This is a genomic window from Streptomyces sp. NPDC060366 (assembly GCF_042725135.1).
Classification (GTDB): Bacteria; Actinomycetota; Actinomycetes; order Streptomycetales; family Streptomycetaceae; genus Streptomyces.
Map to the genome: position 1 here is coordinate 161,185 of NZ_JBHXDC010000014.1, position 16,388 is coordinate 177,572.

14 protein-coding genes are annotated in these 16,388 nt (G+C 69.6%); 8 read left to right on the forward strand and 6 right to left on the reverse strand.

Going from position 1 to position 16,388, the window contains the following annotated elements:
• Positions 1-77 precede the first annotated feature (77 nt).
• The 4 genes from ACFWHU_RS29025 to ACFWHU_RS29040 all read left to right on the forward strand — a co-directional run bounded on the left by ACFWHU_RS29025 (position 78) and on the right by ACFWHU_RS29040 (position 2,485).
• Positions 78-698, forward strand: a complete 621-nt coding sequence (locus ACFWHU_RS29025) for an L-threonylcarbamoyladenylate synthase (protein WP_385802249.1) — start codon at positions 78-80, stop codon at positions 696-698.
• Positions 699-832: 134 nt separating this feature from the next.
• Entirely contained in the window at positions 833-1,432 is a 600-nt protein-coding gene (locus tag ACFWHU_RS29030; protein ID WP_385802248.1) for a sulfite oxidase-like oxidoreductase, read from the forward strand.
• On the forward strand, positions 1,402-2,166 hold the full coding sequence (locus ACFWHU_RS29035; protein ID WP_387228387.1) for a ferredoxin reductase: 765 nt from the start codon (positions 1,402-1,404) through the stop codon (positions 2,164-2,166). The genes ACFWHU_RS29030 and ACFWHU_RS29035 overlap by 31 nt, the downstream gene beginning before the upstream one ends.
• A gap of 1 nt (position 2,167) precedes the next feature.
• Positions 2,168-2,485: a DUF6510 family protein gene (locus ACFWHU_RS29040; RefSeq protein ID WP_385802244.1), complete on the forward strand. Its 318-nt coding sequence runs from the start codon at positions 2,168-2,170 to the stop codon at positions 2,483-2,485.
• Positions 2,486-2,522: 37 nt separating this feature from the next.
• Here ACFWHU_RS29040 and mmsB read toward each other — a convergent pair whose 3' ends face one another.
• The 6 genes from mmsB to ACFWHU_RS29070 all read right to left on the reverse strand — a co-directional run bounded on the left by mmsB (position 2,523) and on the right by ACFWHU_RS29070 (position 9,727).
• Positions 2,523-3,767: a multiple monosaccharide ABC transporter permease gene (mmsB, locus tag ACFWHU_RS29045; RefSeq protein ID WP_385802242.1), complete on the reverse strand. Its 1,245-nt coding sequence runs from the start codon at positions 3,765-3,767 to the stop codon at positions 2,523-2,525.
• A 5-nt stretch (positions 3,768-3,772) separates the two neighbouring features.
• Complete coding sequence (mmsA, locus tag ACFWHU_RS29050; protein ID WP_385802240.1) at positions 3,773-5,314, reverse strand: multiple monosaccharide ABC transporter ATP-binding protein; 1,542 nt, start codon at positions 5,312-5,314, stop codon at positions 3,773-3,775.
• Positions 5,311-6,420 carry a multiple monosaccharide ABC transporter substrate-binding protein gene (gene chvE, locus ACFWHU_RS29055; protein ID WP_387228409.1) on the reverse strand — a complete coding sequence of 370 codons (1,110 nt, stop codon included), beginning with the start codon at positions 6,418-6,420 and terminating at the stop codon, positions 5,311-5,313. The genes mmsA and chvE overlap by 4 nt, the downstream gene beginning before the upstream one ends.
• Before the next feature lie 18 nt (positions 6,421-6,438).
• Positions 6,439-7,407: a hypothetical protein gene (locus ACFWHU_RS29060; RefSeq protein WP_387228389.1), complete on the reverse strand. Its 969-nt coding sequence runs from the start codon at positions 7,405-7,407 to the stop codon at positions 6,439-6,441.
• 128 nt (positions 7,408-7,535) lie between these two features.
• Positions 7,536-8,567 carry a zinc-binding dehydrogenase gene (locus tag ACFWHU_RS29065; RefSeq protein WP_385802236.1) on the reverse strand — a complete coding sequence of 344 codons (1,032 nt, stop codon included), beginning with the start codon at positions 8,565-8,567 and terminating at the stop codon, positions 7,536-7,538.
• Complete coding sequence (locus ACFWHU_RS29070; RefSeq protein WP_387228391.1) at positions 8,564-9,727, reverse strand: mandelate racemase/muconate lactonizing enzyme family protein; 1,164 nt, start codon at positions 9,725-9,727, stop codon at positions 8,564-8,566. Before ACFWHU_RS29070 ends, ACFWHU_RS29065 begins: the two co-directional genes overlap by 4 nt.
• 188 nt (positions 9,728-9,915) lie before the next feature.
• On the opposite strand from ACFWHU_RS29070, the gene ACFWHU_RS29075 reads away from it, so the two are divergent.
• The 4 genes from ACFWHU_RS29075 to ACFWHU_RS29090 all read left to right on the forward strand — a co-directional run bounded on the left by ACFWHU_RS29075 (position 9,916) and on the right by ACFWHU_RS29090 (position 16,299).
• Positions 9,916-10,686 (forward strand): IclR family transcriptional regulator, encoded by a 771-nt coding sequence (locus ACFWHU_RS29075; protein ID WP_387228393.1) that lies wholly within the window; start codon positions 9,916-9,918, stop codon positions 10,684-10,686.
• Positions 10,687-11,241: 555 nt separating this feature from the next.
• The gene (locus ACFWHU_RS29080; RefSeq protein ID WP_387228395.1) at positions 11,242-14,262 is read left to right on the forward strand and encodes a family 16 glycoside hydrolase; all 3,021 of its coding nucleotides are present in this window, start codon (positions 11,242-11,244) and stop codon (positions 14,260-14,262) included.
• 127 nt (positions 14,263-14,389) lie between these two features.
• The gene (locus tag ACFWHU_RS29085; RefSeq protein WP_385802228.1) at positions 14,390-15,400 is read left to right on the forward strand and encodes an SPFH domain-containing protein; all 1,011 of its coding nucleotides are present in this window, start codon (positions 14,390-14,392) and stop codon (positions 15,398-15,400) included.
• Complete coding sequence (locus tag ACFWHU_RS29090) at positions 15,397-16,299, forward strand: hypothetical protein (protein WP_387228397.1); 903 nt, start codon at positions 15,397-15,399, stop codon at positions 16,297-16,299. The genes ACFWHU_RS29085 and ACFWHU_RS29090 overlap by 4 nt, the downstream gene beginning before the upstream one ends.
• Positions 16,300-16,388 lie beyond the last annotated feature (89 nt).

Genomic DNA, 16,388 nt, shown 5'->3' on the forward strand with positions numbered 1-16,388 from the left:
CACCCACCACGCGGACCACGCCGGACAGGGCGATCGTCAGGGGCGCTCGGCCGCCGAACAGGGCCTAAGCTCGGCCAATGGCCAAGTATTTCGACGTACACCCCGACAACCCTCAGCGGCGCACCATCGCGAGTGTGGCCGAGAGCATCCGGTCCGGCGCGCTCATCGCGTACCCCACGGACTCCTGTTACGCGTTGGGCTGCCAGCTCGGCAGTCGGGACGGCATCAGCCGGATCCGGTCCATCAGGGACCTCGACGACCGTCACCACTTCACGCTCGTCTGCCAGAACTTCTCGCAGCTCGGTCAGCTGGTGCAGATCGACAACGACGTGTTCCGCGCGATCAAGGCGGCGACGCCCGGCAGTTACACCTTCATCCTGCCGGCGACCAAGGAGGTGCCGCGTCAGCTGCTGCACCCGAAGAAGAAGACCGTCGGGGTCCGGATCCCCGACCATGTCGTCGCCCAGGCCCTGCTCGCGGAGCTCGGGGAGCCGCTGCTCTCCAGCACGCTGCTGCTGCCCGACGAGGCCGAGCCGATGACCCAGGGCTGGGAGATCAAGGAGCGCCTCGACCACGTGCTGGACGTCGTGGTCGACTCGGGCGACTGCGGCACCGAGCCGACCACGGTCATCGACTTCTCCGGCGGCGAGCCGGAGATCGTGCGCCGTGGGGCGGGCGACCCCGCGCGGTTCGAGTAGGCGGCCCGGTCCGGCCGCGCGCCACCGGCCGGGGCGGCTCTCGCGTCGCCGCCCCGGGCCCGCGCGCCTACGCTGGTCGGAGGCTGTCCGGACCGTAGCTCCCGACCGTCCGGGCGGAGGAAGGAAGTCCCGCCATGGCGATCATCTCGCGCGGATTCCACGGCCGGCGGCCCGCTCCCGGCCGGGATCTGCCGCCCGGACAGTACGAGGTCCACGACTTCCCCGTCCTCTCCGCCGGTCCCACGCCGCGCGTGGCACACGAGGACTGGGAGTTCACCCTCACGACCGAGACGGGCACCGAGCACACCTGGGACTGGGCGCGGCTGATGGCGATGCCCGGCGAGACACCAACGGTGGATCTGCACTGTGTGACGAAGTGGTCGAAGTTCGGCACGCGGTGGGAGGGCGTCTCGCTCGACCTCCTGATGGAGGATGTCGAGACGGCCGCCGAGTTCGCCCTCGTCCACTCCTACGGCGGCTACACGACCAACCTCCCGCTGGAGGACCTTCTCGACGGCAAGGCGTGGATCGCCCACCGCTACGACGGTGAGGAGCTGGCCCCCGAGCACGGCGGCCCCGCGAGGCTGCTGGTGCCGCACCTGTATCTGTGGAAGTCGGCGAAGTGGGTGCGCGGGATCGATCTGCTGCTCGACGACGAGCCCGGGTTCTGGGAGGGCCTGGGCTATCACTCCTACGGTGACCCGTGGCGCGAGCAGCGGTACCAGGGCGACTAGCCACCGTCCCCGGACGGCTTCGCTGGCTGGTGGCGGAGCTGGTCGACCGGCGTACCGAGTCGCGGACGGCCCGGACGCTGGTGTTCGACGTGCCCGGCTGGCCGGGGCATCTGGCGGGCCAGCATGTCGACGTACGGCTGACGGCCGAGGACGGCTACAGCACACAGCGCAGCTACTCACTGGCGTCCGCTCCAGACGGTGAGCGCGTCGAGCTGACGGTCCAGCGGGTGCCGGACGGCGAGGTGTCGCCGTATCTGATGGACGACCTGGAGCCCGGCGACCGCGTGGAGCTGCGCGGTCCGGTCGGCGGCTGGTTCGTCTGGCGGCCGGAGCAGCGCGAGCCGGTGCTGCTGGTGGCCGGCGGCTCCGGGCTGGTGCCGCTGATGTCGATGGTGCGGGTGCGCGGCGCCGTGGGCGGGCGGGCGCCGTTCCGGCTGCTCTACTCCGTACGCGAACCGGACGATCAGCTGTATGTGCCCGAACTGCGTCGCGGGGCGCCCGACCTCGGCACGGCGTATCTCTACACACGTACCGCTCCCCCCGAACACCCCAGGCCGGTCGGCCGGTTGAGCGCGGACGACCTGGTGCGTTCGGGCTGGCCGGCCGATGTCCGGCCGACGTGTTACGTGTGCGGGCCGACCGGCTTCGTGGAGACGGCCGCGTCGCTGCTCATCGGCCTCGGCCACTCCCCCGACCGGATCAGGACCGAACGCTTCGGCCCCAGTGGAGGTTGAGATGAACGTCGACGGGACTCGCGATCAGGCATACGAGAGGGAGGAGCGGGACGAGACGTACGCGGACGGCAACGCGCTGGGCGGCCCGCTCTCCGAGATCTTCGCGGTCGACCTGACTGCCGCCGTCGGCCGCTGTGCCGGTTGCGGCGCCACGGGTCCGATGGCCCGGCTGCGCGTCTACGACCGGGCACCGGGTCTGGTGGCCCGGTGCCCGGACTGCGGGCGGGTGGTGCTGCGGCTGGTCCGGGGGCCGGACACGGCGTGGCTCGATCTCCAGGGGGCGTCCTCGCTCGCCATTCCCCTCGGCCCGCCGTCCTGACCCCGCCCCGGACCGGAGTTGACGTCAGTCGCTTGTGTCAGGCACCCACCCTGCGTTTGTTCCAGACGTCGAACCCCACGGCGGCCAGCAGCACCAGGCCCTTGATGACCTGCTGGAAGTCCGTGCCGATGCCGACCAGGGACATGCCGTTGTTGAGGACACCGAGCACGAGTCCGCCGATGATCGCGCCGAAGACCGTGCCGACACCGCCGCTCATCGACGCGCCGCCGATGAACGCGGCCGCGATGGCCTCCAGTTCGAAGTTGACGCCGGCCTGCGGGACGCCCGCGTTGAGGCGCGCCGCGTAGACGATTCCGGCCAGCGCGGCGAGCACGCCCATGTTGACGAAGACCAGGAAGGTGACGCGCCGGTCCTTCACGCCGGAGAGTTTCGCCGCCGCGCGGTTGCCGCCGAGCGCGTACACATGGCGGCCGACGACCGCGTTGCGCATGACGTAGCCGAAGCCGATGAGGAGCGCGGCGAGCAGCAGCAGGACGACCGGGACGCCGCGGTAGCTCGCGAGGGTCATGGTGAAGGCGAGGACCGCCGCGGCGAGAGCCACGCACTTGGTGAGGAAGAGATTGCGGGGCAGGACCTCCAGCTCGTACTCCTTCTGCCGCCGGCGGTCCCGGACCTCCTGGATGAGTGCGAAGGCGAGCAGTGCCAGCCCCAACAGGAGTGTCAGATTGTGGTAGTTGGTGACCGGGCCGATCTCCGGGAGATAGCCGGTGGAGATCTTCTGGAAGCCCTCGGGGAACGGGCCGAGCGAGCGCGAGCCGAGGAAGATCTGTGTGCCGCCGCGGAAGAGCAGCATCCCTGCGAGGGTGACGATGAACGACGGGATGCCGACGTACGCGATCCAGAAGCCCTGCCAGGCGCCGGCCACCGCGCCGATGGCGAGGCCCAGTACGAGGGCGAGCACCCACGGGATGTCGTGTTCGACCATCATCACGGCGCAGGCGGCCGAGACGAAGGCGGCCAGTGAGCCGACGGAGAGGTCGATGTGGCCGGCGATGATGACGATCATCATGCCGATGCCCAGCACGAGGATGTAGCTGTTCTGGAGGACCAGGTTGGTGACGTTGTTGGGCTTGAGGAGTACGCCGTCGGTCCATATCTGGAACAGCACGACGATCAGCGCGAGCGCGATGAGCATGCCGTACTGGCGCATGTTGCGCCGCGCCGCGTCCAGCAGCAGATCACGGGTCGCCGAGGAGCGCGGGCGGGCGGGCTTCGGCGGATCGCCCTGGGACTTGGAGAGGTCGGTGGTGGCCGGACCCATGTCTGCTACCTCGTGTTCCTGGTCATGTGGCGCATCAGCACTTCCTGGGTGGCGTCCGCGCGCTGGATCTCACCGGTGAGCCGGCCGGCGGCCATCGTGTAGACGCGGTCGCACATCCCCAGCAGCTCCGGGAGTTCGGAGGAGATGAAGACGACGGCCTTGCCCTGTGCGGCGAGCCGGTCGATGACGGTGTAGATCTCGTACTTGGCGCCGACGTCGATCCCGCGTGTGGGTTCGTCGAGCAGGAGCACATCGGGCCCGGCGAAGATCCACTTGCTGAGGACGACCTTCTGCTGGTTGCCGCCCGAGAGCCGGCCGGCCTGCTCGAAGACCGTCGGTGCCTTGATGTTCATGCTCGTGCGGTAGGACTCGGCGACGCGGGTCTCCTCGTGCTCGTCCACGATCCCGCGCCGCGCGACCTTCGGCAGGGCGCTCAGGGTGATGTTGCGGCCGATGGTGTCGATGAGGTTGAGCCCGTACTGCTTGCGGTCCTCGGTGACGTACGCGATGCCGTGTTCCACGGCCTGGGGCACGGTCTTCGTGACGATCTCCCGGCCGTCCTTGAAGACGGTCCCGCTGATGTTGCGGCCGTAGGAGCGTCCGAAGACGCTCATGGCGAGTTCGGTGCGGCCGGCGCCCATCAGACCGGCGATGCCGACGATCTCGCCGCGGCGGACATGGATCGAGACGTTGTCGACCACCTTGCGCTGCTGGTCGATCGGGTGGTGCACGGTCCAGTCGCGGATCTCCAGTGCGGGGCGCGCCTCGGGATCGCCGTCGTGCGGGGTGCGTTCGGGGAAGCGGTGGTCGAGGTCGCGGCCCACCATGCCGCGGATGATGCGGTCCTCGGTGGTCGACTCGGCACGCACGTCCAGGGTTTCGATGGTGCGGCCGTCACGGAGGATGGTGACGGAGTCGGCGACCTCGGCGATCTCGTTGAGCTTGTGCGAGATGATGATGGAGGTGATGCCCTGTGCCTTCAATTCCCTTATGAGGAGCAGGAGTTGGGCGCTGTCCCCGTCGTTGAGCGCGGCGGTCGGCTCGTCGAGGATGAGCAGCTTCACCTCCTTGGCGAGTGCTTTCGCGATCTCCACCAACTGCTGTTTGCCCACGCCGATGTCGGCGACACGGGTCTGTGGGTGCTCGGCGAGTCCCACCCTCTTCAGCAGCGCGGCGGCGTGCTTCAGCGTCTCGTTCCAGCTGATGATCCCGTGTCTCGCGTGCTCGTTGCCGAGGAAGATGTTCTCCGCGATCGACAAGTACGGGATCAGGGCCAGCTCCTGATGGATGATCACGATGCCGCGCGCCTCGCTGGCGCCGATGTCCTTGAACGCGCACGGGGAGCCCTGGAAGAGGATCTCGCCCCCGTAACTGCCGTGCGGATGGACCCCGCTGAGGACTTTCATCAGCGTGGACTTGCCCGCGCCGTTCTCGCCGCAGATGGCGTGCACCTCCCCCGGGGCGACGTTGAGCGTGACGTCGGAGAGCGCCTTGACCCCGGGGAAGGTCTTGACGATGGAGCGCATCTCCAGGACGGGTGCGGTCACTTCAGGTCACTCGCCTTGATGTAACCGGAGTCGACCAGAACGGACTGGTAGTTGGCCTTGTCGACGCTGACCGGGTCCAGCAGATAGGAGGGGACGACCTTCTTCTCGTTGTCGTACGTCTCCTCGTCGTTGACCTCGGGCTTCTTGTCGTTGAGTACCGCGTCGGCCATCTGCACGGCCTGTTTGGCCAGCGCCCTGGTGTCCTTGTAGACGGTCTGCGTCTGCTGTCCGGCGACGATCGACTTGACCGAGGCGACCTCCGCGTCCTGGCCGGTGACGACCGGGTACGGCTTGGCGGCGGTGCCGTAGCCGTCCGACTTCAGGGCGGAGAGGATGCCGATGGAGATGCCGTCGTAGGGCGAGAGCACGGCGTCCACGTCGTCGGAGCCGTACGACTTGGTGAGCAGGTCGTCCATCCGCCGCTGGGCGGTGCCGCCGTCCCAGCGCAGAGTGGTGACCTGGTCGAGCTGTGTCTGGCCGCTCTTGACGACGAGTTGCTTCTTGTCAATGTACGGCTTGAGGGTCTTCCAGGCGCCCTGGAAGAAGTAGCGGGTGTTGTTGTCGTCCGGCGAGCCGGCGAACAGCTCGATGGTGAAGGGGCCCTGGTCGTCGCCGCCGTCCTTCAGGCCGAGCTTGTCGACGATGTACGTCGCCTGGAGGACGCCGACCTTCTCGTTGTCGAACGACGCGTAGTAGTCGACGTCGGGGCTGCCGAGGATGAGCCGGTCGTAGGAGATGACCTTGATGCCCTGGTCGGCGGCCTGGCCGAGGACGTCGCCGAGGGCCCGGCCGTCGATGGAGGCGACGACGAGGACGTCGACCCCCTTGGTGATCATGTTCTCGATCTGTGAGACCTGCTGGTCGACGTCGTCCTCGCCGTACTGGAGGTCGGTCTTGTAGCCGAGCTTCTTGAACTCCGCGACCATGTTGCGGCCGTCGGCGATCCAGCGTTCGGAGGATTTGGTCGGCATCGCGATGCCGACGGTGGAGCCCTTGCCGCCCTTCTTCTCCTCCTTGCTCCCGCCCTCACCGCTCTGGCCGCAGGCGGTCAGCGCGAGGGCGAGCGAGGCGACGACGACGGTGAGTGCGGCGCGGCTGGTGCGCATGGTCATCAGTCCTTGTCCTTAAGGAAGCGGGAATCGGTTGAGAGAGCCGGGGAGGCGGGAGCCGAGCGGCGACATACCGCCGTCGGCGCCGTGCCGGGCGAGCAGATCGAGGACGAGCCGGCCGCGTCGTACGCGTTCGCGGGCGGTGGCCAGGGTGATCTCGCGCAGATGGCCGCCGTACGGGTAGATGCCGGGCGCCTTGGAGAGACCGAACTTCAGATACAGGGGCGCGCCACGCCGGATCAGTTCGGCGGTCTCGTACATCCGGACGTAGCCGCCGAGGTCGTCGGGCGCCTCGATGTAGAGGTCCATCGGGGCGCGGCTGGCACGGCGGATCTCGGTGAAGTGGGCGAGCGCGAGGTCGGAGGGGATGTTGAGGGAGTCGGCGCCGAGGCGCTCGTAGACCGTGTACGAGGCGGGGTTGACCGGCCCGATGAGCGCCGACACCTTGAGGGTGGTGTCGGCGGGCAGGACGCCTCGGGTACGGAGCCGGTGCAGCGTCCAGAGCACGCCCTCGTCGGCGACGAGCAGGCACTTGACGCCCAACTCGGCCGCGCGCAGGGCGTCTTCGACACAGCCGGCGACGGCGTCGTGGCCGCGGGCGCGCAGACCGCCGCCACCGGAGTCGGTACGGGTGGCGCCGCCGATGTCCCACGTGCCGCGCGGGCCGGTGAACAGGCACAGTTCGATGTCGCGCGCCACGCAGGCGCCGGCCATCTCGGTGATCTCGTCGTCGGTGAGCATCCAGACGCCGCTGCCCTGGCTGATCCGGTGGATCGGCACGTCGAGGCGGGAGGACTCCTTGAGGACTTCGGCGAGGGCTTCGGGGCCTTCGACGGAGGGGATCTCGGTGCGCCAGGTGCCGCCGTCGGGGAAGGTGTGCGGGGACGCGTCGGCGGGGTGGTCGTCGGGGGCGGCGAGGTCGAGCGCGGCGAGCGCCCGCTCACCGGGGCGGCGGCGGGGGCCGGGGGCTGGTGCGTCGGTCAACGGACATGTCCTTCGGTCGCTGCCTGTCGGTGCGTGAGGGTGGTTGACGGTGATTTCGGCGTTCGATATTTCGAACCATGTTCGGGGTTTACGGCGTGGCGCCGCCGCTGGGGCGCCCGTGCGGTGGGTCAAGGACGCAGGAGCACCTTCCCCGTGCCGGGGTCGCCGCCGCCGACGAGCGCGACCGCCTCGGCGTAACGCTCCAGCGGGAACTCGTGGGTGATCAGCGGACCGGGGTCGAGCAGGCCGGCCGTGAAGGCGCGTACGGCGAAGGACCAGGCGGCGGACGGGGCGCCGAAGACGCTGCGTACGGTCAACTGGCTCAGCGACAGATGGACCGGGTCGATCCCGGTCGCGCCGGGGGTGAACATCCCGGTGAGTACGACCCGGCCGCCGCGCCGCGCCAGCAGGCAGGAGGAGGCCGCGGTGGTGGGCGCGCCGGCCGTCTCCAGCACGAGGTCGTACTGGCCCCGGCGGTGTTCGGCCGCCGTGGGGCTGATCACCTCGTGCGCGCCGAACGCGGGTGCCAGGGCGGCGCGGGTGGTGCGCGGCTCGATCACCGTCAGTTCGCCGGGCGCGTACGCGGCGAGGAACTGTACGGCGAGCAGTCCGAGCGTGCCCGCGCCCACGACGGCGATCCGCTCACCGGGCTCCGGGCACCCGGCCCGTACGGCTCCGGCGACGACGGCGGCCGGCTCCAGGAGGGCGGCGGCCCGCAGGTCGGCGTCGTCGGCCAGGGGGTGCAACAGCCGTGCGGGGACGGCCACATGGTCGGCGAACGCGCCGGGCCGGGTGAAGCCCGTCTCGTCGTAGCCGCCGGCGCAGAGCGACGTGTCGCCGGCGCGGCACCGGTCGCAGACGCCGCAGGCGCGGAAGCCCTCGGCGACGGTGCGCCTGCCGGCGAGCGCCGGGTCGACTCCCTCACCCACGGACTCGACGGTCCCGGACCATTCGTGGCCGGGGGTGACGGGGTAGCGGACATACCCGGGGTCACGGCGGCCGGCGTACACCTCGCGGTCGCTCAGGCAGATCCCGGCGGCGGCGACCTTCACCACGACCTCGCCGGGGCCGGGGACCGGGCGTTCGCCCTCGACGAGCCGGTGGGTCCCGGGCCGGTCGACGACGACGGCTCGGCTGGGGGCCGGGGCGGGGCGGGTCATCGGGGCGCCTTGGGGTCGCGCTTCTCCCAGCCCTCGGCCCAGAGGTCGAACCGGGCCTGCTGCTGCGGGAATTCGGCCGCCGCGTCGGCGTCGAACTCGACGCCCAGACCGGGCGCGTGGGAGATCTCGAAGCAGCCCGTCGCGGGGTCGACCTCGGGCGCGCCCGTGACGATCTTCTTGATCTCCGCGTCGGCGAAGTCGTTGAAGTGCTCCAGGATCTTGAAGTTCGGTGTGCAGGCCGCCAGTTGGAGGCTGGCCGCCGTAAGCACGGACCCGCCGACGTTGTGCGGGGCCACCAGCACGTAGTGCGTCTCGGCGGTCGCGGCGAGCTTCCGCGTCTCCAGGATGCCGCCGATGTGGCCGACGTCCGGCTGGATGATGTCGGCGGCCTGCGAGGCGAACAGTTCGCGGAACTCGATGCGGTCGTGGATGCGTTCGCCGGTCGCGACGGGGATGTCCACCTTCCCGGCGACCTTGCTCAGCGCCTGAAGATTCTCCGGCGGTACGGGCTCCTCCAGCCACGCCGGGTCGTACGGGGCCAGTTCGCGCGCCAGCCGTACCGCGGTCGCCGGGCTGAACCGTCCGTGCATCTCCAGCATCAGCTCGGTGTCGGGGCCGATCGCGTCCCGCACGGCCTCGATGAGCGACACCGCGTAGCCGGTGCCGGCCCGGTCCAGTTCGAAGTGGCCGGTGCCGAACGGGTCTATCTTCAGGGCGCGGTAGCCGCGCGCGACGACCGCTTTCGCGGCCTGGTGGTACGCCTGCGGGGTGCGCTCCGTGGTGTACCAGCCGTTCGCGTACGCCTTGACGCGGTCGGTGACCTTCCCGCCGAGCAACTGCCAGACCGGGACACCGAGGGCCTTGCCCTTGATGTCCCAACAGGCCATCTCCACCACGGCGATGCCCGACATCACGATCTCGCCGGCCCGCCCGTAGTCGCCGTACTTCATCCGGCGGACCAGGTCCTCGACGGCGAACGGGTCGGAGCCGGCGATGTGGTTGGCCTCGGCCTCGCGCAGATAGCCCACCAGCGCGTCGGTCCGGCCCAGCATCCGCGTCTCGCCGACGCCGGTCAGCCCCTCGTCGGTGTGGACCAGGACGTAGGTGAGGTTACGCCAGGGCGTACCGACGACATGGGTGCTGATTCCCGTGATGCGCACTGCGGTGCCCCTAGAGGTTGTACGGACCGGCCGGACTGTCCTGTTCGATATTTCGTCATGCGTTCGAAATGCTGGCGTGACCGTAAACAGGTAGCCGAGGGGTGTCAATGGGTCACGCAGCCGTTAGCCTTTGTTCGTCATTCCGATCGTTGGTCGGAGTACCGAACATGAGGGGTGGTCGGACGGAGATGGGGCGACTGGTCCCCGCGGTGACGCGGGCGTTCGACATTCTCGAACTGTTCCTGGAGGGCGACGGGAAACTCTCCGCGCCCGATGTCATCCGCCGGCTGGGCCTGCCGCGCACCACGGTGCACGAACTGCTCACCACCCTCGCCGCGCGCTCCTATCTGGAGGCGATCCCCGAGCAGCCCGGCCGGTACCGTCTCGGCGTACGGGCCTACCAGCTCGGCAGCCGTTACGCGGAACAGCTCGACCTGGCCGCCGAGGGCGGGCTGGTGGCGCGGGACATCGCGGAGACCTGCGACGAGACGGTGCATGTCGCGATCCTCGAAGACCTCGATGTCATCTACATCGCGAAGGTGGACTCGACGCACACGGTCCGGATGGTGTCGGCCGCGGGCCGCCGACTGCCGGCGCACTGCACCTCGGTCGGCAAGATGCTGCTGGCGTCACTGCCGGAGCCCGAACTCGACGCCCGGCTCACGGGCAGCGAGCTGTCCGCGATGACGGCGAACAGCATCACCGACCCGGCCGTACTGCGGACGGCACTCGCCGGGATCAGGCGGCGCGGTGTCGCGGTCGAGCACCGGGAGTCCAACTCGGACGTGAGCTGCGTGGCCGCGCCGGTACGCGACCGCCGGGGTCAGGTGGTGGCCGCGCTCTCCATCTCCGTCCCGATGATCCGCTGGACGGAGTCCCGCGAGAACGAACTGGCCCACCTCGCGGCCAAGGGCGCGGAAGCGCTGTCGGCCCGCCTGGGCCACCGGTCGGGGGGCTAGCCGTAGGGGCGCTGGGTGGCGGTCGTCTGTCGCGGTCGGGGTGCGGGGCCTCCGGAGGGGTGTGTCCGGACGGCGTGATTTACGGCGCGTGCGAGGTTCGCTGGACCCCCGACCCACCTTGTTCACGCACCACAAATCAGCCCAAGTGTCCGAACACACCCCTCCTGCGCCCCCGCCCCCCTCACGCCGTCGCAGGGCGCTGTTCACACCCCACCCGACCCGCACCAAACAAGCCCGGCCGGCGATTGAGGCCGAAACCGACCACCGGGCGGCACCGGTCAAACGGCCCCGCCCCGGCCCACCACCCGCCGCCAAGGACTTTTCACTCGTGCGTGACAAAGTATTTACGATCTCGACAGAAGTCTCTAGTCTTTCGTTCGACGCGTCGGCTGGTGACGTACATGACAGGTCATCAGCCGCCCGTAAACCGCCAGAACGCAGCGTCCGCATCCGTTTCCAGACCTCCGTATCCGGATCGAAGGGCTCGCCCCCGGCGGTGAACGCCGCCCACGGGCCAGGGTGTTCTTCCCGGTGCGCGAAGTGCCAGGAGGAAGAATGGATCAAAGACCGAGCCGCCGGCTGCGCAGATGTCTGCTCAGCCTGCTCGCCGTCTCGTTCCTCACCACCGGTCTCGTATCGACCCCGGCCACCGCCGCCGATCCCGTCGCGGCCGATCCGGTCACCCGTGAACTGCCCCCGCAGGAGCCGGGCGTCACGCTGCGCGTGTTCGACGTGCAGGTGCCGCTGGACAAGATCTGCACCCTGAAGCCCGGTCAGACCCCCAACGTGGACAAGTTGATGCCCACCATCGACTGGTCGTCGACAGACGACTTCGGTGGGATCGGGGACAACTTCGTGTCCCAGGTCATCGGCAACATCGACGTCCCGCAGGACGGTTCCTACACATTCCGGCTGACCAGCGACGACGGTTCACGTCTGCTGATCGACGACAAGGTCGTCATCGACCACGACGGTCTGCACGGCGCCGACCCCAAGGAAGGCACCGTCACCCTGACGGCCGGTGTCCATGCCCTGCGGATCGACCACTTCGACCGCACCGGCGGCCAGAACATCACTCTCGCCTGGCAGCCCCCCGGCGCCTCCGGCTTCGCCGTCGTACCCAACTCCGTGCTCAGCACGGACGCCGATGTCGTACGTGTGACGGCGCCCGGCCGCAAGGAGTGCGAGGGCGTCAAGGACTCCCCCGGCGACGGTCTGCCCCTGACGGACGTGCACCCCAACTACGCGCTCACCGACCTGCGGCCGAGCGGGTTCGAGCCGCAGGTCACGGCGATGGACTGGCTGCCCGACGGCCGGCTCGCCGTCACCACCTGGGGCGGCACGGACAACGAGACGGGCGAGGTCTACCTCCTCAGCGATGTCACGGGCAGCACCGGGCCGGAGAAGGTCAAGGCCAAGAAGGTGGCCGAGGGCCTCAAGGAGCCGCAGGGCATCAAGTACGTCGACGGCTCGCTGTACGTGTCGCAGAAGGACGAGCTGACGGAGCTTCAGGACACCGACGGGGACGACGTCACGGACACCTACCGGAAGGTCGCGACCTGGCCGTTCGGCGGGAACTTCCACGAGTTCGCGTTCGGGCTGCTCTACAAGGACGGGTTCTTCTATCTGAACCTGTCGGTCGCGATCAACCTGGGCGGGGCGACCACCGACCCGCAGCCCGCGAAGAACCGCGGCTCCACCATCAAGGTGAACAAGGAGACCGGCGAGGTCAGTTACGTCGCCGGTGGCCTCCGTACCCCCAACGGCATCGGCTGGGGACCCGAGGGCGACATCTTCGTCACCGACAACCAGGGCGGCTGGCTGCCCTCCTCGAAGCTCGTGCACGTCAAGCAGGACCGCTTCTTCAACCACTACACGAACCCCGCCGGCCCGTTCGACGCCAAGCCGGTCACCAAGCCCGTGCTCTGGCTGCCGCAGAACGAGATCGCCAACTCCCCCAGCACACCGCTGCTGTTGAAGGAGGGACCGTTCGCCGGACAGATGGTCTTCGGTGACGTCACGTACGGCGGTCTTCAGCGCGGGTACCTGGAGAAGGTCAAGGGCGAGTACCAGGGCGCCGTCTTCCGTATGACCCAGGGCCTCGAAGCCGGCGTCAACCGCATCAGCATGGGCCCGGACGGCGCCATCTACGCCGGCGGTCTGGGCGCCGGCGGCAACTGGGGCCAGGAGGGCAAACTCTCGTACGGCCTCCAGAAGTTGACGCCGAAGGGCGACGACGCGTTCGACATCCTGGCGATGCGGGCGAAGCCGGGAGGCTTCGAGCTCGAATACACCAAGCCGCTCTCCGCCGAGACCGTCGCCGAACTGGTCGACCGCTACGAGGTCGAGCAGTGGTACTACGCGCCGACGCCCGACTACGGCGGCCCCAAGATCGACGAGGAGACACTGAAGGTCCAGTCGGCCACCGTGTCCGCCGACGGCAAGAAGGTCACTCTCGCGATCGACGGACTCAAGTCCAACCGCGTGGTGCACGTGCGTTCGCCCCGGCCGTTCAGCGCCGAGGGCGGCGAGACGCTGTGGAGCACCGAGGCCTGGTACACCCTCAACTCGCTCGTCGGGCCCGAGGCGCCGCCGAAGACGCTGTACGAGGCGGAGGAGGCCTCGCTGACCGGCGGCGCGCGGGTCGACACCGAGCACGCGGGCCACTCGGGCGGCGGCTTCGTCGACAGTTACGGGACACAGGGCGCCACCACCACGTTCGACGTGCGGACGACGCGGGCCGGGAAGTACGACGTGGCGCTGCGCTACGCCAACGGTCCGAATCCGTTCGTCGGCGACAAGACGGTGAGTCTCTACCTCAACGGCCGCAAGATGAAACAGACGGTCCTGCCGAGCACCGGTAAGTGGGACGGCTGGTCGACGGTGACCGAGTCGCTGCCGCTGAGCCGCGGGGACAACACCATCGCGTACCGCTACGACAGCGGTGACACCGGCCATGTCAATCTCGACCTGATCACCGTCCATCCCAAGGACAGCCGCATCACGCTGTTCGACGGCAAGGACCGGTCGCAGTGGCAGCACACCGACGGCAGCAATGTCCGGTGGCCGTTGTCCGACGACGGGGCCATGGAGGTCTGCTGCGGTGACATCCGCACCAAACAGGCCTTCAAGGACTTCAAGCTGCACGTCGAGTTCCGGGTGCCGCTGCTGCCACCGGATGTGACCGGCCAGGACCGCGGGAACAGCGGTGTGTATCTCCAGGAGCGTTACGAGGTCCAGATCCTGGACTCGTTCGGCAAGGAGCAGTTGGCCAACAACGACGCGGCGGCGATCTATCTGAAGAAGGCGGCGGATCTCAACGCGTCGACCGCGCCGGAGACCTGGCAGACGTACGAGATCACCTTCCGCGCCGCGCGCTTCGGCGCCGACGGGAAGAAGACCGAGGACGCCCGCGTCAGTGTGGTGTGGAACGGCAAGACCGTCCACGACGACGTGGCCGTCAACGGTCCGACCGGGTCCGGCGCGCCGGAGACGACCGCCGCGGGCGCCATCCGGCTCCAGGACCACGGGAACAAGGTGCGTTACCGCAACATCTGGATCGAGCCGGGCGCCTGAGCGACCGGACGACGATCTCCGCCCTCTCCCCGGCCGGTCACGGCTCGGGGAGAGGGCGGACCTCTTTCGTCACGTTGACGATATGGCGACCTCTTCGATATCGTCACACCGACGAGAAGAGGTCATCATGGCTGACATCACCAAGCGCCTCGGCCGGCGCCATCTCCGCTCCGCCCCCACGGCGCACATCCGCCACCACCGCCGGGGCCGGCTCGTCCACGACGGCCCCGGATTGAGCTTCTGGTTCCGGGCGCTGTCCGCCGCGCTCTCCGAAGTGCCGGTCAACGACCGGGAATTGGCGATGGCCTTCCATGCCCGCACGGCCGACTTCCAGGACGTCACCGTCCAGGCGACCGTGACGTACCGGATCAGCGATCCCGCGCTCGCCTCCGCCCGGCTGGACTTCTCCCTCGACCCCGACACCGGGGTCTGGCGCGGCGCCCCGCTGGAACAGATCGCGACCCTGCTCACCGGGACGGCCCAACAGCACGCGCTGGACGTCCTGGCCCGTACGCCCCTGGCCGCCGCGCTGTCCGACGGCGTCGCCGCCGTACGCGACCGGATCGACGGCGGGCTGGCGGCCGAACCCCGGCTGCCCGCCACCGGCTTGGAGGTGGTGACCGTGCGGGTCGTCGCCGTCCGGCCGGAGGCCGAGGTGGAGCGCGCGCTGCGCACACCGGCGCGCGAGCAGATCCAGCAGGAGGCGGACCGGGCGACATACGAACGGCGCGCCGTCGCGGTGCAGCGGGAGCGGGCCATCGCCGAGAACGAACTCGCCAGCCAGATCGAACTGGCCCGCCAAGAGGAGCAGTTGGTCGAGCAGCGCGGCACCAACGCCCGCCGCGAGGCCGAGGAGAGCGCGGCGGCCGACGCCGTACGCACCGAGGCCGAGGCGGAGCGCCGCGTACGGCTGGCCACCGCGGACGCCGATGCGGCACGTAGGACGGGCGAGGCACGGGCGGCGGCCCAGGCGCAGTGGCTGCGGGTGCACGGTGAAGCGGACGCGGCGACCCTGCGCGCGCTGGCCGTGGACCGGCTCGCGGAGAATCTGCCCCGCGTCGACAGCGTCACCGTGTCCCCCGACGTGCTGACCGGGCTGCTGGCCACTCTCGGACGACAGGGCGGGGAGCGGGCGTGACGCTCGCGCCGCGTGCGGTGCTGGTCCACCGCACCACCGAGTACGAGGAGTTGCTCGCCCGCCACGGCACCCATGGTCAGGCAGCGTTCTTCCTCTCCTCCCGCGACCGGGACATCCGTGAGGTCGCCGAGCGGCACCACCGCACGCGGCGCGCGCTCAGCGATGTGGCGGCGGCCGTACCTCACCGGTGGCGGCAGAGCCGGGTGGAGCGCGCGGACCTGGACCGGTTCCTGTTCGGTCCGGAGGACGTCGTGGTGGTGGTCGGCCAGGACGGCCTGGTCGCGAACGCCGCGAAGTATCTCTCCGGGCAGCCCGTGGTGGGCATCGACACCGACCCCGGCCGCAATCCGGGCGTGCTGGTCCGCCACCCGGCCACCGACGCGGGCACGCTCCTGAAGGCGGCCGTCGCCGTCGGGCACGGCGTCGAGGAACTCACCATGGTGGAGGCGGTCGCCGACGACAGCCAACGGCTGCTCGCGCTCAACGAGATCTGCCTCGGACCACCCGGTCACCAGACGGTCCGCTACCGGCTGAGCACCGGCGAGCAGGCGCCGCCCGCCCCCGAGGCGCAGGCATCGTCCGGCGTACTCGTCGGCACGGGCACCGGCGCCACCGGATGGCTGCGCTCGCTGTGGCACGAACGCGCCAGCACGCTCGCCCTGCCCGGCCCCGCCGACCGTCGGCTGATCTGGTTCGTACGCGAGGCCTGGCCCTCCCCGACGACCGGAACGTCACTCGTGGCGGGCGCGCTGACGTCCGCCGAACGGCTGTGCCTGACCGTCGAGTCCGACCGTCTGATCGCCTTCGGTGACGGCATGGAATCGGACGCGCTGACACTGACATGGGGCCAGACGGTCCACGTCGGTATCTCACCGACGACGCTGCGGCTGCTGGGCTAGGGCCTGTCGTTTGGATCAGGCCGGATCAGGGAGCGGGGTCTGGTGCGTGCGGTCGCAAGGCGGAGGAGGGAGACAACGCGGAGCGTTGG

What these genes read in the sequence shown, in the direction of transcription:
- ACFWHU_RS29025 (WP_385802249.1), top strand. Translation starts at nt 78, where the DNA reads ATGGCCAAGTATTTCGACGTACACCCCGACAACCCTCAGCGGCGCACC.
- ACFWHU_RS29030 (WP_385802248.1), top strand. Translation starts at nt 833, where the DNA reads ATGGCGATCATCTCGCGCGGATTCCACGGCCGGCGGCCCGCTCCCGGC.
- ACFWHU_RS29040 (WP_385802244.1), top strand. Translation starts at nt 2,168, where the DNA reads ATGAACGTCGACGGGACTCGCGATCAGGCATACGAGAGGGAGGAGCGG.
- mmsB (WP_385802242.1), bottom strand. Translation starts at nt 3,767, where the DNA reads ATGGGTCCGGCCACCACCGACCTCTCCAAGTCCCAGGGCGATCCGCCG.
- chvE (WP_387228409.1), bottom strand. Translation starts at nt 6,420, where the DNA reads ATGCGCACCAGCCGCGCCGCACTCACCGTCGTCGTCGCCTCGCTCGCC.
- ACFWHU_RS29065 (WP_385802236.1), bottom strand. Translation starts at nt 8,567, where the DNA reads ATGACCCGCCCCGCCCCGGCCCCCAGCCGAGCCGTCGTCGTCGACCGG.
- ACFWHU_RS29075 (WP_387228393.1), top strand. Translation starts at nt 9,916, where the DNA reads ATGGGGCGACTGGTCCCCGCGGTGACGCGGGCGTTCGACATTCTCGAA.
- ACFWHU_RS29080 (WP_387228395.1), top strand. Translation starts at nt 11,242, where the DNA reads ATGGATCAAAGACCGAGCCGCCGGCTGCGCAGATGTCTGCTCAGCCTG.
- ACFWHU_RS29085 (WP_385802228.1), top strand. Translation starts at nt 14,390, where the DNA reads ATGGCTGACATCACCAAGCGCCTCGGCCGGCGCCATCTCCGCTCCGCC.